Annotated in this window: 10 protein-coding genes and 1 pseudogene; 9 read left to right on the forward strand and 2 right to left on the reverse strand. The window is 71.8% G+C overall.

Annotated elements, in window-relative coordinates:
• The first annotated feature begins 77 nt into the window (after positions 1 to 77).
• Entirely contained in the window at positions 78 to 830 is a 753-nt protein-coding gene (locus PV721_RS05510; RefSeq protein ID WP_319721706.1) for an ABC transporter ATP-binding protein, read from the forward strand.
• 89 nt (positions 831 to 919) lie between these two features.
• Positions 920 to 3466 carry an FtsX-like permease family protein gene (locus PV721_RS05515; RefSeq protein ID WP_319721678.1) on the forward strand — a complete coding sequence of 849 codons (2547 nt, stop codon included), beginning with the start codon at positions 920 to 922 and terminating at the stop codon, positions 3464 to 3466.
• A gap of 7 nt (positions 3467 to 3473) precedes the next feature.
• On the opposite strand, the pseudogene PV721_RS05520 reads toward PV721_RS05515, so the two are convergent.
• Positions 3474 to 3689: pseudogene (locus PV721_RS05520) on the reverse strand (DUF4389 domain-containing protein); the annotation flags it as partial.
• A 143-nt stretch (positions 3690 to 3832) separates the two neighbouring features.
• On the opposite strand from PV721_RS05520, the gene PV721_RS05525 reads away from it, so the two are divergent.
• Positions 3833 to 4690: a 2OG-Fe(II) oxygenase gene (locus tag PV721_RS05525; protein ID WP_319721679.1), complete on the forward strand. Its 858-nt coding sequence runs from the start codon at positions 3833 to 3835 to the stop codon at positions 4688 to 4690.
• A gap of 68 nt (positions 4691 to 4758) precedes the next feature.
• On the opposite strand, the gene PV721_RS05530 is transcribed toward PV721_RS05525, so the two are convergent.
• Positions 4759 to 5706 carry a methionyl-tRNA formyltransferase gene (locus PV721_RS05530; protein ID WP_319721680.1) on the reverse strand — a complete coding sequence of 316 codons (948 nt, stop codon included), beginning with the start codon at positions 5704 to 5706 and terminating at the stop codon, positions 4759 to 4761.
• Positions 5707 to 5974: 268 nt separating this feature from the next.
• On the opposite strand from PV721_RS05530, the gene PV721_RS05535 reads away from it, so the two are divergent.
• The 6 genes from PV721_RS05535 to PV721_RS05560 all read left to right on the forward strand — a co-directional run bounded on the left by PV721_RS05535 (position 5975) and on the right by PV721_RS05560 (position 13415).
• Positions 5975 to 7330 (forward strand): lysine N(6)-hydroxylase/L-ornithine N(5)-oxygenase family protein, encoded by a 1356-nt coding sequence (locus PV721_RS05535; RefSeq protein ID WP_319721681.1) that lies wholly within the window; start codon positions 5975 to 5977, stop codon positions 7328 to 7330.
• A gap of 92 nt (positions 7331 to 7422) precedes the next feature.
• Complete coding sequence (locus tag PV721_RS05540; RefSeq protein WP_319721682.1) at positions 7423 to 8481, forward strand: iron ABC transporter permease; 1059 nt, start codon at positions 7423 to 7425, stop codon at positions 8479 to 8481.
• A 101-nt stretch (positions 8482 to 8582) separates the two neighbouring features.
• Complete coding sequence (locus PV721_RS05545) at positions 8583 to 9566, forward strand: FecCD family ABC transporter permease (RefSeq protein ID WP_416371031.1); 984 nt, start codon at positions 8583 to 8585, stop codon at positions 9564 to 9566.
• A gap of 38 nt (positions 9567 to 9604) precedes the next feature.
• Positions 9605 to 10453 (forward strand): ABC transporter ATP-binding protein, encoded by an 849-nt coding sequence (locus PV721_RS05550; RefSeq protein WP_319721684.1) that lies wholly within the window; start codon positions 9605 to 9607, stop codon positions 10451 to 10453.
• 113 nt (positions 10454 to 10566) lie between these two features.
• The gene (locus PV721_RS05555) at positions 10567 to 11631 is read left to right on the forward strand and encodes an iron-siderophore ABC transporter substrate-binding protein (RefSeq protein ID WP_319721685.1); all 1065 of its coding nucleotides are present in this window, start codon (positions 10567 to 10569) and stop codon (positions 11629 to 11631) included.
• The gene (locus tag PV721_RS05560; protein ID WP_319721686.1) at positions 11628 to 13415 is read left to right on the forward strand and encodes an ABC transporter ATP-binding protein; all 1788 of its coding nucleotides are present in this window, start codon (positions 11628 to 11630) and stop codon (positions 13413 to 13415) included. The genes PV721_RS05555 and PV721_RS05560 overlap by 4 nt, the downstream gene beginning before the upstream one ends.
• Positions 13416 to 13448 lie beyond the last annotated feature (33 nt).

A 13448-nucleotide genomic window follows, 5' to 3' on the forward strand; every position in this document is an offset into this window, starting at 1 on the left:
GGACACCCTTCGAAGTGCACCTTTCCGCACCCGAGGAGGAGTCCTTCGTGACCGCCGACCCCTTTGCCCCGCACCCGCTGCACACGACGACCGGGGCCGCGGCCGCCACCACCGAGCTGTCGAAGGTCTACGGCAGCGGTGACACCCGCGTCGTCGCCCTGGACCGGGTCAGCATCGCCTTCGGGGAGGGCGAGTTCACCGCCATCATGGGCCCCTCCGGCTGCGGCAAGTCCACCCTGATGCACTGCGCCGCCGGTCTCGACTCCTTCAGCTCCGGGTCCGTCCGCATCGGCACCACCGAACTGGGCACCCTCGACGACCGGCAGCTCACCCGGCTGCGCCGCGACCGGATCGGGTTCATCTTCCAGGCCTTCAACCTGATGCCGACGCTGACCGCGCTGGAGAACATCACGCTGCCGCTGACCATCGCCGGCCGCCGGCCCGACCGGCAGTGGCTGGACCGCGTGGTCTCCATGGTCGGACTGGCCCAGCGCCTCGGCCACCGACCGGGACAGCTGTCCGGCGGGCAGCAGCAGCGCGTCGCGGTGGCCCGCGCCCTCGTGTCCCGTCCCTCGATCATCTTCGGCGACGAGCCCACCGGCAATCTCGACTCCCGGTCCGGGGCCGAAGTCCTCGGCTTCCTGCGCGACTCGGTGCGCGAGCTGGGCCAGACCGTGGTCATGGTCACTCACGACCCCGTCGCCGCAGGCTACGCGGACCGCGTGGTCTTCCTCTCCGACGGGCGCCTGGTCGACGAGATGAGCCGTCCCACCCCGGACCGGGTGCTGGACCGGATGAAGGAATTCGACACCCGCTCGCGCACCAGCTGACCCCCGGGACCAGCACGAGCCCCGTGCACCAGCCGCCCTTCCGCCCGCTCGCCCCAGCCGAGCCCGCCTCCTCCAGGATCCGCATCCCCATGCTCCGTACCGCCCTGCGCAACGTGTTCGCGCACAAGGCCCGTCTCCTGATGACCGTGTTCGCGGTCATGCTCGGGGTCACCTTCGTATCCGGCAGCCTCGTCTACGGCGACAGCCTCCACCGCGCCGCCACCGCCCGGGCGACCGACGGCTACGACCGCATAGCCGTCAGCGTCTTCCCCGACGACTCCCGGGACTCCCCGAACCACCGCGGCGGGCCGGCCGGCATCGACGCCGGCACCGTGAACACCCTGGCCGAGGTCCCCGGCGTCGCCGTCGCCGCGGGCCGCCTCACGGGTTTCGCGGCCGTCGCCGACCGGGAGGGCCGGCTGCTCGGTCACGGCCCGTCCCACAAGGGAGGCAACTTCGCCCCGCGAGCGGCCGGCACGGACCCCGCCCACCGCTTCGTCCAGGGTTCCGGCCCGGCCGGCGCCGGCACCATCGCCCTCGACGAGACCACCGCCGCGAAGGGCGGCTTCCGCGTGGGCGACACCGTACGCGTCGGCACGAACCAGGGCGCCGCCTCCTACACCCTGAGGGGGATCTTCCGCACCGACGGGACCACGCTGCCCGCCGGGGGCAGCCTGACGCTGTTCGACGACGCCACCGCGCAGCGGCTCTTCCTCCAGCCCGGCCGCTACCAGAGCGTGGACATCACGGCCGCACCCGGCACCGACGCGCAGCAGCTCCTCGGCCGGATCGAATCGGTGCTGCCCCAGGGCACCGGCGCGGCCACCGGGGCCCAGCTCGCCCGGATCCAGGCGAACCTCGCCACCAACGACAGCGACACCATGAGCCAGATCCTGCTCGGTTTCGCCGCGGTCGCCCTGTTCGTCGCCACCTTCCTCATCTCCAACACCTTCACCATGCTCGTCGCCCGGCGCACCCGGGAGCTGGCCCTGATGCGGGCCGTCGGGGCCTCGCGCAAGCAGGTGCGCCGCATCCTGCTGACCGAGTCCCTGCTCGTCGGCGCGGTCGCCTCCGCGGCCGGCCTCGCCGCGGGCACCGGGGCCGCGGCCCTGCTGCAGACCCTCTTCGCCCCGGCCGACGCCCCGGCCGGCCCGCTGGTGCTCACCCCGGGCACCGTGGTCACGTCCCTGCTGGTCGGCACCGCCCTGCCCACGGTCGCCGCCTGGCTGCCGATCCGCCGGGCCATGGCCATCCCGCCGGTCGCCGCGCTCAGCGCGGCCGAGCCCGCGGCGCCCGCGCGCACCGGCTCCCTGCGCACCGGTTTCGGCGCCGCGCTGCTGGTCACCGGTATCGCCGCGGCCGTGTACGGGGCCCTCACCACGGGCCGGGACTCCCGGACCGTCATCGGCCTCGGCGCGGCCCTCACCCTGACCGGGACGATCGTCCTGATCCCGCTGCTGGCCCGGCCGTTCGTCGCCCTGGTCCGGCCGCTGCTGACCCGCCTCCACCCGGTGTACGGCAGCCTCGCCGCCCGCAACACCGTGCGCGACCCGCGCCGTACGGGCGCCACGGCGGCCGCGCTCGCCATCGCCCTCACCCTCGCCTCGGGGCTGTCCGTCCTCGGGGCCTCCGCCGCCCAGTACCTCGACCGGGCGACCACCCACGACTTCACCGCCGACTACCTGGTGAAGCCCGCCGAGGGCGGCATGCGGATGACCCCCGACACCGCTGCGGCTCTGAGGAAGGTGCCCGGCGCCGCGGTCAGCCCGCTCAACCAGTCCACCGCATACCGGCTGGCAGGAACCCCCTCCGTGCTGACCGGCGTCGACCCCACCACCATCGGCCGGCTGCTGCGCTACGACGTGGTCGAGGGCTCCCTCGACCGCCTCGCCGACGGCCAGATCGCCGTGGCCGAGTTCAAGGCGAGGCAGGCCGGCTGGCGCGTCGGTCAGACCCTGCCCCTGCAGCGTGAGGACGACGCGCGGGGCAGCGTCACCATCGGCGCCGTCTACCGGGCGGACGAGCAGAGCAACCTGCTGCCCAGCATCACCGCCCCCGACTCCCTCGTCGCCCGCTACGACTCCACCCCGCACACCGCGGGAATCCTCGTCGGCACGGCCGGCGGACCCGGCCGGACCGCACGCGCCGACGTCGCCCGCGCCCTCGGCGACAACCCCGCCCTGGCCGTCCTCGACCAGGCGGGCATCCGGGCCCAGGACAGCGGGTCCATCGGCGACCAGCTCAACGTCTTCTACGCCCTGCTGAGCATGGCCCTGGCGATCGCCGCGCTGGGCATCGCCAACACCCTCGCGATGTCCGTCCTCGAACGCCGCAAGGAGATCGGCACCTTGCGCGCCCTCGGTGTGGACCGCGCCGGTGTGAGCCGGATGATCCGCCTCGAGGCCCTGGTCCTCGGCGGGCTCGGCGCGACGCTCGGCACGATCCTGGGCGTCTTCCTGGGCTGGGCGCTCGGCCGCACCCTCCAGGAAAGCGTCGCGGGCTACGCCCTGGTCCTTCCCTGGGGCCGGCTCGCCCTCGGCGTGCTCGTCGCCCTGGCGGGCGCGCTGGCCGCCTCGCTCTGGCCGGCCCGCAGGGCCGCCCGCGTCGACATCCCGGCGGCTACGGCACCCGCCTGAGCCCGATCACCAGGCCGATCAGGCCTGCGCTCCACCAGCCGCCGTGCGCACCCGTGAAGAAGCCGATCACGAGGTAGTGCGGGATGGCGAGCAGCCACCACTTCACCAGGACCAGGCCCCGTGAGAGGCGCTCGGGGTAGGCGATGTCCAGCCGGGCCGGGTAGCCGGGTTCGGGTCCGAGGCCGAACGGCGGGTACCGGTCGGTGCCCAGGACGCCGCTCGCCCCTTCCGTCATCCCGGCTGCGCGCACCGCCCTCCACTCGGGCGGACCCCGAGGGCGAGCACATCGGGCGGGAACGGTGTACTCCTGTGCGCCCCCCTGTGCTCCTTCGACGGTGCGGGCCGCTCCGCTTACGGTTCCGGGCCATGAGTGGATACGCGAAGGAACCGGCCACCCAGACAGAAATCAGCACCCGGGACTTGCCTCCCTCCGACCGGTGGTCCACGACCCCCGTCATACCGGCCCCGGTCTGCCGCTTCGAGAACTTCCTCGGCGAGGAACGCGCCGCCGGCCTGCTGGCGTACGCGATCTCCCGGCAGCCCGAATTCAACGCGGGAACGGTCCTGGACCCCCTGTCGGGCCAGGTCTCCCACAAAGGTCGCAGCTCCCTCGTCCTCCCCGTGACCAGCTCCGTCTTCAGCCGGCACCTCGCCGACTGCCTGCCCCTGGTCCAGGAGGTCCTCGGCCACCAGGCCGCGCTCGCGCAGACCCTGACGGTCCTGACGGCGCACGGGGAAGGAGGGCACTACGGCATCCACACCGACGCCTCTCGGGTCCGCGACGTCAGCACGGCCGTCTCGGCCGTGTACTACCTCCACCGCAGGCCCCGTGGATTCGACGGCGGCCAACTCCGCTTGTACGACACCCAGTTCCACGAGAGCGGACCGCAGCCGGGGGAGACCTACCGCACCATCGAACCCGAGCACGACACCATCGTGTTCTTCCCGGCCAGCGCCTTCCACGAGGTGGTGCCGTCCACCTGCCCCAGCGGCCGGTTCGAAGACCACCGGTTCACGCTCACGACGTGGATCAGCGGCCCCGAGTCCGCGCCGGCGACTCCCGGCACCCCGTTCCGGATCTGGCAGTGGATGGCCCGGGCGGCCGAACACACCCGCCCGCTCGCGGACGTCACGCGCGATCACGACGGCGCCAACCCCATCGCCCTCCCGGCCGCCGACCCCGGCACCCGGCTCACCCTTCCGGCACCCCGCACGTCGCTGTGAACGGGCTCTCCTGAAGGGCCTCCCGAACTCGGCCGACCGGTCACCGGCGCCCGGTCGGGACCGACGGGTCAGGCCCGCCCGGTCAGATATCCGCCCATCGAGGTGAAGTACTCGGCCGCGGGCAACTCGCGGCCGTCCTCGGTCCGTACGCGCGTGATGGCCAGCCCGTGGTTGCGGCCGGTCCGGGCGTCGGCGCCCGCGACGATCACCACGCCCTCGCCCTCGCGGTAGAAGATCCGGCCGGGCGTGCCGCCGTACCGGCCCTCGGACACGCAGGCGGACAGGACCTCGAGGCGCTTGCCCTTGTGGAAGGTGAAGGCGCTCGGGTACGGCTCGGACTGGGCCCGGACCAGCCGGTCCAGGTCCTCCGCGGGCCAGGACCAGTCGATGCGGCTGTCCTCGAGGGACCGCTTGTGGAAGAAGCTCGCCCGGGACCGGTCCTGCCGGGTGAACTCCGTCCGCCCGGAGGCGATGAGGTCGAGGGCGCCGACGGTGACCGGGGCGATGAGGTCGACGGTCCGGTGGAAGAGGTCGGTGGCGGTGTCCGTCGGCCCCACCGGTACCGATTCCTGCCGCACGATGTCCCCGGCGTCGAGTTCGTCGTTCATCATGTGCGCGGTGACGCCCACTTCGGTCTCGCCGTTGATCAGCGCCCAGATGAGGGGCGAGAAGCCGGCGTACTTCGGCAGCAGCGAGTCGTGCACGTTCAGCGTGCCGTGGCGGGGGAGCCCGAAGACCCGCGGGGGCAGCCACGTCCGCCAGTTGTTGGCGACGATGACGTCCGGGTCGGCCTCCTTGAGGCGCTGGAACAGCTCGTCGTCGTCCGGACGGTTGCGGAGCAGGACCGGGACGCCGTGCTCTTCGGCGAGGTCGGCGACGGAGTCGCTCCAGATCTTCTCGTAGGCGTGCTCGCTCTTCGGGTGCGTCACCACCAGCACCACGTCGTGCTCGGAGTCCAGGAGGGCTTGCAGGGTGCGGTGCCCCCAGGTCTGGTAACCGAACATGACGACCCGCATGGGTTCCTCCTCAGGACAGGGACTGATTGAGGTTGAGTAAAGCAAGGCTTGCCTAAGTTGACAACGGCGCCTGCTTTTCCGGGAGTTGACGATCACTCCGCTCACATCCGTGCGATCTGCCTATCGACAGCTCCGTGGTGATCAGCTTAGCCTTACCTAAGTTTCGGTCGCGTCTCCGTCGGCATGCCCGGTTTTCCCGCCTTCCCGATGCCCGACCGACCGCCTTGCCCGCCCGGCACGGCGGCTGCCCTCGCACGATGGGAGTGACATGGCACAGGCTCGTCCTGGCGACCCCCCGCTGATCCACGACCTCATAGGAATCGGCTTCGGCCCGTCCAACGTGGCCATGGCGATCGCGGTCGGCGAGCACAACGCACGCGTCGGCAGGGAGGAAGTGATCACCACTCACTTCTTCGAGCAGCAGCCGCGCTTCGGCTGGCACCGGGGCATGCTCATCGACGACGCCACCATGCAGGTGTCCTTCCTGAAGGACCTGGTGACGCTCCGGAACCCGGCCAGCGAGTTCAGCTTCCTGTGTTACCTCAAGAGCAGGGGGCGGCTGATCGACTTCATCAACCACAAGAACCTCTTCCCGCTGCGGGTGGAGTTCCACGACTACCTGGAGTGGTCCGCGGCCAAGGTCGACGACATGGTCTCCTACGGTCACGAGGTCGTGGGGGTCACGCCGGTCGTCCGCGAAGGAGTGGTGGACCACCTGGACGTGACGGTCCGGTCGGGGGAGGGGCTCGCGCTCCACCGGGCCCGCAACCTCGTCATCGGCACCGGCCTGCGTCCCCTGATGCCGGAGGGCGTGGAACGCACCGACCGCATCTGGCACAACTCCGATCTCCTGACGAAGGTCGACGCCCTGAAGGGCGCCGACCCCTCCCGGTTCGTCGTCGTGGGCGCGGGGCAGAGCGCCGCCGAGAACGTCGCCTACCTGCACCGCCGCTTCCCGCAGGCCGAGGTCTGCGCCGTCTTCTCCCGGTACGGCTACAGCCCCGCCGACGACAGCGGCTTCGCCAACCGGATCTTCGACCCGGAGGCGGTCGGCGAGTTCTTCACCGCGCCCGAGAACGTCAAGCGCAAGCTGATGGACTACCACCGCAACACGAACTACTCCGTGGTGGACATCGACCTGATCGACGAGCTGTACCGGCAGATGTACCAGGAGAAGGTCCTCGGCACCGAGCGCCTGCGCTTCCTCAACGTCTCGCGGCTGACGGGCGTCACGGAGACGCCGGCCAGGGTCCACGCCACCGTGCAGTCCTTGGTCACCGGCGAGGAGACGCTCCTCGACGCGGACGTCGTGGTCTTCGCCACCGGCTACCGTCCCGCCGACCCGCTCGGCCTCCTCGGCGAGGTCGCCGACCACTGCCTGCGCGACGACGAGGACCGCGTCCGCGTCGAGCGCGACTACCGCATCGCGACCGACCCGGGACTGCGCTGCGGCATCTACGTGCAGGGCGGTACGGAGCACACGCACGGCATCACGTCGTCCCTGCTGTCCAACACCAGCATCAGGGTCGGTGAGATCCTCGACTCGCTCCTCGACCGGGGCCTCAAGTCCGATGCCGACGAGGTGCGGACCGTGGCCGACGGAACGGGCAGCACAGCCCGCTAGGCGCGGACCTGTGCGGTCCGTGCACTGCCGCCTGGTGGCCCGTGCCACCGGCGACGTTTCGCCGGTGGAGCGAAGGGATAACGTACAGCGACATGGGCACGACTACAGTGCAGCGCCCCGCGCCCAGGGGCGCAACGGAGGCCCGCCGACGCCGGGTTGTGGGGTCCTTGGCCCTCCTGTTGATCCTCCTGACCGCCGTGGTGGTGTCTTTGGCCGTCGGCGCCCGCGCGCTCGGTCCGGCCGACGTGTGGTACGGGCTGACGGCGGAGCCGGATCCGGACCGGCGGCTCACCGAGATCAGGCTCATCGTGCAGACCGTACGCGTGCCCAGGACGGTCCTGGCGGTCGTGGCGGGCGTGGCCCTCGGCGTCGGCGGGGCGTTGATCCAGGGGTACACGCGCAACCCGATCGCCGACGCGGGCCTGCTCGGGGTGAACGCGGGCGCCTCGTTCGCGGTGGTGACGGTGATCGCCGCGTTCGGGTTCGCCGACCCGTTCCAGTACGTCTGGTTCGCCTTCCTGGGGGCGGCGGTCGCCGGTGTGGTCGTGTTCGGACTGGCGAGCATCGGCCGGGGGGCCGGCAACCCCCTGACGCTCGCCCTGGCCGGGCAGGGGATCACCGTGTTCCTGGCGGCGATGACCACGGCGGTCGCGCTGTCGGACAAGGCCTCGCTGAACGCTCTGCGCTTCTGGAACGCGGGCTCCGTGGCCGGGGTCGGATTCGACGTCATCTGGCCGGTGACGGCGTTCATCGCCGTCGGGCTGGTGCTGGCCCTGACCACGCTGCCGGCCGTGAACCTGCTCAACCTGGGCGACGACGTGGCGCGCGGGCTGGGCGTGAACATCGCGCTGAGCCGGACCGTCGGCATCATCGCCATCACCCTGCTGGCGGGAGCGGCGACGGCGGCGTGCGGACCCATCGCCTTCCTCGGTCTCATGGTGGCCCACGTGGCCAGGTACCTGACCGGGCCGGACTACCGCTGGCTGGTGCCCTACGCGGGTCTGCTCGGCGCCGTCGTCCTCCTGGTCTGCGACATCGCGGGGCGACTGCTGGTGCGGCCGGGCGAGTTGGACGCCGGTGTCGTGGTGGCGCTCCTGGGCGCCCCCTTCTTCGCGGTGCTGGTGTGGCGCGGAAAGTTCAAGAGCGCGTGAACGGGGCCGACGTGGAAGTCGTAAGAGTCGTGGAAGCAGTGAAGGCGCCGGTGGCGCCGGGCGTCCGGCTCGGCCGGGTCTCGTTCGTGTGGCGGCCGTGGATGGTGCTCGCCACCCTGTTGCTGGCGGCGGCGACGTTCCTGGTGTTCTGCCTGTCCATCGGCGTCGGGGAGTTCCCCATCGGCCTGCCCCAGGTGATCGCCACGATCCTCGGCCGCGGCGAGCAGGTGGACGAGTTCGTGATCATGGACTTGCGGATGCCACGGGCCCTGGCCGGGTGCGTCGTGGGCATCGCGCTGGGGGTGTCCGGGGCGATCACCCAGTCCGTCGCGCGCAATCCGCTGGCCAGCCCCGACATCCTGGGAATCACCGGGGGCGCCGGCGCGGTCGCGGTGTTCCTGGTGACGGTGTCGGGCGGGACCGCCGCGGCGGTCGTCAGCTCCGTCGGCCTGTCGGGGGCGGCGCTCGCGGGCGGTCTCGGCACGGGGCTCCTCGTGTACTTCCTGGCGTGGCGGCGCGGGATCGACGGCTTCCGGCTCATCCTCATCGGCATCTCGGTCAGCGCCGTGATGGAGGCCGTCACGACCTGGCTGCTGGTCCGGGCCGACATCAGGGACGTGGCCCGGGCCCAGGCGTGGCTGATCGGCTCGCTGGACAACCGGTCGTGGGACGACATCCGGGTGGCGATCTGGTGCACGCTCGCGCTGATGGTCGTCGTGGCGTGCGCCGCGTTCCAGTTCAAACCGATGCACCTGGGCGACGAGGTGGCCGCGGGCCTGGGCGTGCGGTACTCGGCCGTCCGGGCGGTCCTGCTGCTGTGCGCGGTCCTGCTCGCCGGCGTGGCGGTGAGCGCGGCCGGCCCGGTTCCGTTCGTCGCGCTGGTCGCGCCGCAGGTGGCGATGCGTCTGCTGAGGTGTCCGACGCCGCCGATGGTGGCCTCCGGCATCGTGGGGGCCCTGTTGCTGACCGGCGCGGACCTGGTCGCCCGTACGGCGCTGCCGATCACCCTCCCGGTGGGCGTGGTCACCGCCGCGATCGGCGGCCCCTTCCTGGTCCACCTCCTGGTGCGGGCGAACCTCCGTTGACCGACTCGTATGCAGGCACGTCTAGTTCAGGGGGACTCGTGGCCGTATCGCACATCGCCGGGATCCAGTCCGGAAGTGAGGAGACCTCACGGCTGGCGGCCAGGGGGGTCACGGTCGGGTACGGCGGCCGGAGCGTCATCGACGACCTCCACGTGGCGATCCCGCCCGGGGTGATCTCCACGATCATCGGCTCCAACGGCTGCGGGAAGTCGACCCTGCTGCGGACCCTCTCGCGGCTGCTCAAGCCGACGAAGGGGTCGGTCGTACTGGACGGCGAGGACATCGCCACGCTCAGGACCCGGGACGTGGCGAAGAAGCTCGGCCTGCTGCCGCAGGCGCCGGTCGCGCCGGACGGGCTCACGGTGGCCGATCTGGTCGCCAGGGGGCGCCATCCGCACCAGAGCTGGCTGCGCCAGTGGTCCTCGGACGACGCCGCCGTCGTGGAGCGGGCGCTGGCCATGACCGGGGTGTCCGACCTGGCCGACCGCCCGGTCGACGCGCTGTCCGGGGGACAGCGCCAGCGCGTCTGGATCTCGATGACGCTGGCCCAGGGCACCGACCTGCTCCTCCTGGACGAGCCGACCACCTTCCTGGACCTGGCGCACGCGATCGACGTGCTCGACCTCGTGGACGACCTGCACGAGTCGGGCTGCACCGTGGTCATGGTGCTGCACGACCTCAACCTGGCCACGCGCTACAGCGACAACCTCATCGTGATGAAGGCCGGGTCGATCCTGGCGCAGGGGCACCCGCGGGACGTGATCACCGCCGAACTGCTGCACGAGGCGTTCGGGCTGCGGGCCGAGGTGATCGACGATCCGGTGGGTGACCGGCCGCTGATCGTGCCGATCGGCCGCACCCACGTCCGGCTCGGGCGGCGCGACTAGATTGGACAAAAATCCGGTTCAAGTAAGGCTAGGCTAGCCTCACTTGAGCGCGATACGGTTTGCCTGCCCTCGGGCGGGGGTGCAGTGGACGGCCCGAAAGCAAGGGATTGCGGATGCTTCTCCATCGAACGACTCGTACGAATTCCTGGGGGCGGCTGACGGCGGTACTGTCCGCCGCGGCCCTCGGCGTCGGCCTCCTGGCCGGATGCGGTTCCGACGCGAAGGACCGGTCCGACACGAAGGGCGACGGCGCCCCGGCTGCCGCGGCCGGCACTTTCCCGGTCACCGTGGAGCACGCGTTCGGGTCCACGAAGGTCGCCAAGACGCCTCGGCGGGTCGTCTCCGTGGGCTACACCGACGACCAGGCCATCCTGGCGTTCGGCATCAAGCCGGTCGGCATGGTCGACCAGTACCCGAACCCGCCGGGCACCAGCCCGGACATCAACACCCAGTGGCCCTGGGTCAAGGACAAGTGGGGCGACACCCGCCCCGAGGTCGTCATGAACAACGGCGACACCGGACCGAACTACGAGAAGATCGCCGCCCTACGGCCGGACCTGATCATCGCGGTCTACTCCGAGATCGACCAGGCCGCCTACGACAAGCTCTCCAAGATCGCCCCGACCGTGGGCCGCACCAAGGCCGAGAAGGAGCCGTTCAGCGCCCCCTGGCAGGACAATGCCGTCCACATCGCCAAGGCGCTGGGCCAGGAGGCCAAGGGCACCGAACTGGTGAAGGGCATCCAGGACAAGCTCGACGCGGCCAAGAAGGCCCACCCCGAGTTCGCGAACCAGACCGCCGTCGCGCTGTCCTGGTACAAGGACTCGGCGGCCCCCTTCACCTCCAGCGACGTCCGCGGGCGCCTGGTGACGGGCACCGGCTTCACGTACCAGACCGAGATCGACAAGATCGCTGACGGCAAGTTCTACACCACGCTGTCCCCCGAGCGCATGGACCTGATCGACGTCGACCGCATCTTCGTCATCAACGACAAGGCCGACACGGAGGCGCTCAAGAAGTTCGAGCTGTTCGCCAACCTGGCCGCGGTCAAGAACGGCAAGGTGTCGTACCTGCTGGACAGCGAGGGCCCGGCGGTCGGCGCGGCCATGTCCCAGGGCACCCTGCTGTCCCTGCCGTACGCGATCGACGAACTCGTCAAGTCGGTCGGCCAGGTGTGAGCACCACTGATACGCGCGTCGCCCCGTCGACCCTGCGCACGACGACCGGACGCGAGGCCACCCGCTGGGTCACGGCGCACTGCCGCGAAGTGCCCTGGCTGACGGCCGCCACCGTGCTCACCACGGTGGCCGGGGCGGCGCTCCAAGTACTCCCCCTGCTCCTGCTCGGCCGGGTCGTGGACGGGGTGGTCGCGGGCGCATCGCGCTCCATCCTGGTCACGACGGGGGTACTGATGGTGGTCGCCGCGCTGCTCGGTGCGGCGGCCACGGCCCTGTCGACCTACCTGGTCGGGCGGCTGGGCGCGGACCTCCTCGCGCGGCTTCGGGAAGGCGCCGTACGGGCGGTGCTGGGGATGCCGAGCGCACGCATCGAGCAGGTCGGCCGGGGAGACGTGCTGTCCAGGGTCGGTGACGACGTCGCCGTGCTCTCCAGGGGCATCCGCACGGCCGTCCCCACGGTGTTCTCGGCGGGCGTGCTCGTCGTCATCGCCACGCTCGGCATGTTCGGCCTGGACTGGCGGCTCGGCCTGGCCGGCGCCGGCGCGCTGCCCGCGTACGGGCTCGCCCTGCGCTGGTACCTGCCCCGCTCCGCGCCGCTCTACCGCAAGCAGCGGGCGGTCCAGGCCGACCGCGCGCAGGCGTTGATCAGCGGGCTCAACGGGATCGACACGGTCCGGGCGTACCGCCTGGAGGGGGCCGTCCGGGAGAAGGTCACCGACGAGTCGTGGCGGGTGCGCGAACTCGGCATCGAGGTGTTCCGGCTCTTCGGCCGGTTCGTCGGCCGGGAGAACCGCGCCGAGTTCATCGGACTGGTCCTGATCCTCGTGGTGGGGTACGCCCTGCTGGAGGCCGATGCCGCCACCCTGGGCGAGGTGTCGGCGGCACCGCTGCTGTTCCACCGGCTGTTCACCCCGCTGGGCTCCATCATGTTCACCTTCGACGAGGCGCAGAAGTCGGGCGCGAGCCTGACCCGGCTGGTCGGCGTGCTGGGGGAGGACGCGGAGGACCGGCTGGTCGGCGCCCCGGGCGTCGCACCGGCGGCCGACGTGCCCTACGCGGTGACGGTGGAGGGGCTCACGTTCCGCTACCCCGACACCGAGGAGCCGGTCCTGCGGGACGTCAACCTGACGATCCCGGCCGGGGGTTCGCTCGCGCTGGTGGGGGCGACGGGCGCGGGCAAGTCCACCCTGGCCGCGCTGATCGCGGGCATCGGGACCCCGCAGGCGGGGTCGGTGCGCATCGGGCCGACCGACCTCGCCGGTCTGGACGAGGCCGGGGCGCGGGCCCTGGTGAGCATCCTGACGCAGGAGACGCACGTGTTCTCCGGCCCGCTCGCCGACGACCTGCGGCTCGCCGCGCCGGAAGCCACCGACGCCGAGCTGATGGACGCCCTGCGCACGGTCGGCGCCGACGGGTGGGTCGAGGCGCTGCCGGGCGGCACGGCCACCCCGGTCGGCGAGGGCGGCGAGCGCCTGGACGTCACCAAGGTCGCCCAGATCGCCCTGGCCCGGCTGGTACTGGCGCGGTCCCCGGTGGTGGTGCTCGACGAGTCGACGGCGGAAGCGGGCAGCGAGGGCGCGGCCGAGCTGGAACGGGCGGTGCTCGCCGCGTGCGCGGGCCGGACCACGCTGTTCGTGGCGCACCGGCTGACGCAGGCGATGGCGGCGGACCGGATCGCCGTGCTGGACGCGGGGCGCGTCGTGGAGCACGGCACGCACAACGAGCTGGTGGCTCTGGGCGGCCGGTACGCGCGCCTGTGGCGGGCCTGGCGCGAGGGTAGCTAGCCCACCCTGATCCGGGTGGGCCACTGACAGACT

Source organism: Streptomyces sp. MB09-01 (genome assembly GCF_033794505.1).
GTDB lineage: Bacteria > Actinomycetota > Actinomycetes > Streptomycetales > Streptomycetaceae > Streptomyces.

Excerpts from the sequence above, each read along its gene's own strand:
- PV721_RS05515 (WP_319721678.1), top strand. The coding sequence starts at position 920 with ATGCTCCGTACCGCCCTGCGCAACGTGTTCGCGCACAAGGCCCGTCTC.
- PV721_RS05525 (WP_319721679.1), top strand. The coding sequence starts at position 3,833 with ATGAGTGGATACGCGAAGGAACCGGCCACCCAGACAGAAATCAGCACC.
- PV721_RS05530 (WP_319721680.1), bottom strand. The coding sequence starts at position 5,706 with ATGCGGGTCGTCATGTTCGGTTACCAGACCTGGGGGCACCGCACCCTG.
- PV721_RS05535 (WP_319721681.1), top strand. The coding sequence starts at position 5,975 with ATGGCACAGGCTCGTCCTGGCGACCCCCCGCTGATCCACGACCTCATA.
- PV721_RS05540 (WP_319721682.1), top strand. The coding sequence starts at position 7,423 with ATGGGCACGACTACAGTGCAGCGCCCCGCGCCCAGGGGCGCAACGGAG.
- PV721_RS05545 (WP_416371031.1), top strand. The coding sequence starts at position 8,583 with ATGGTGCTCGCCACCCTGTTGCTGGCGGCGGCGACGTTCCTGGTGTTC.
- PV721_RS05555 (WP_319721685.1), top strand. The coding sequence starts at position 10,567 with ATGCTTCTCCATCGAACGACTCGTACGAATTCCTGGGGGCGGCTGACG.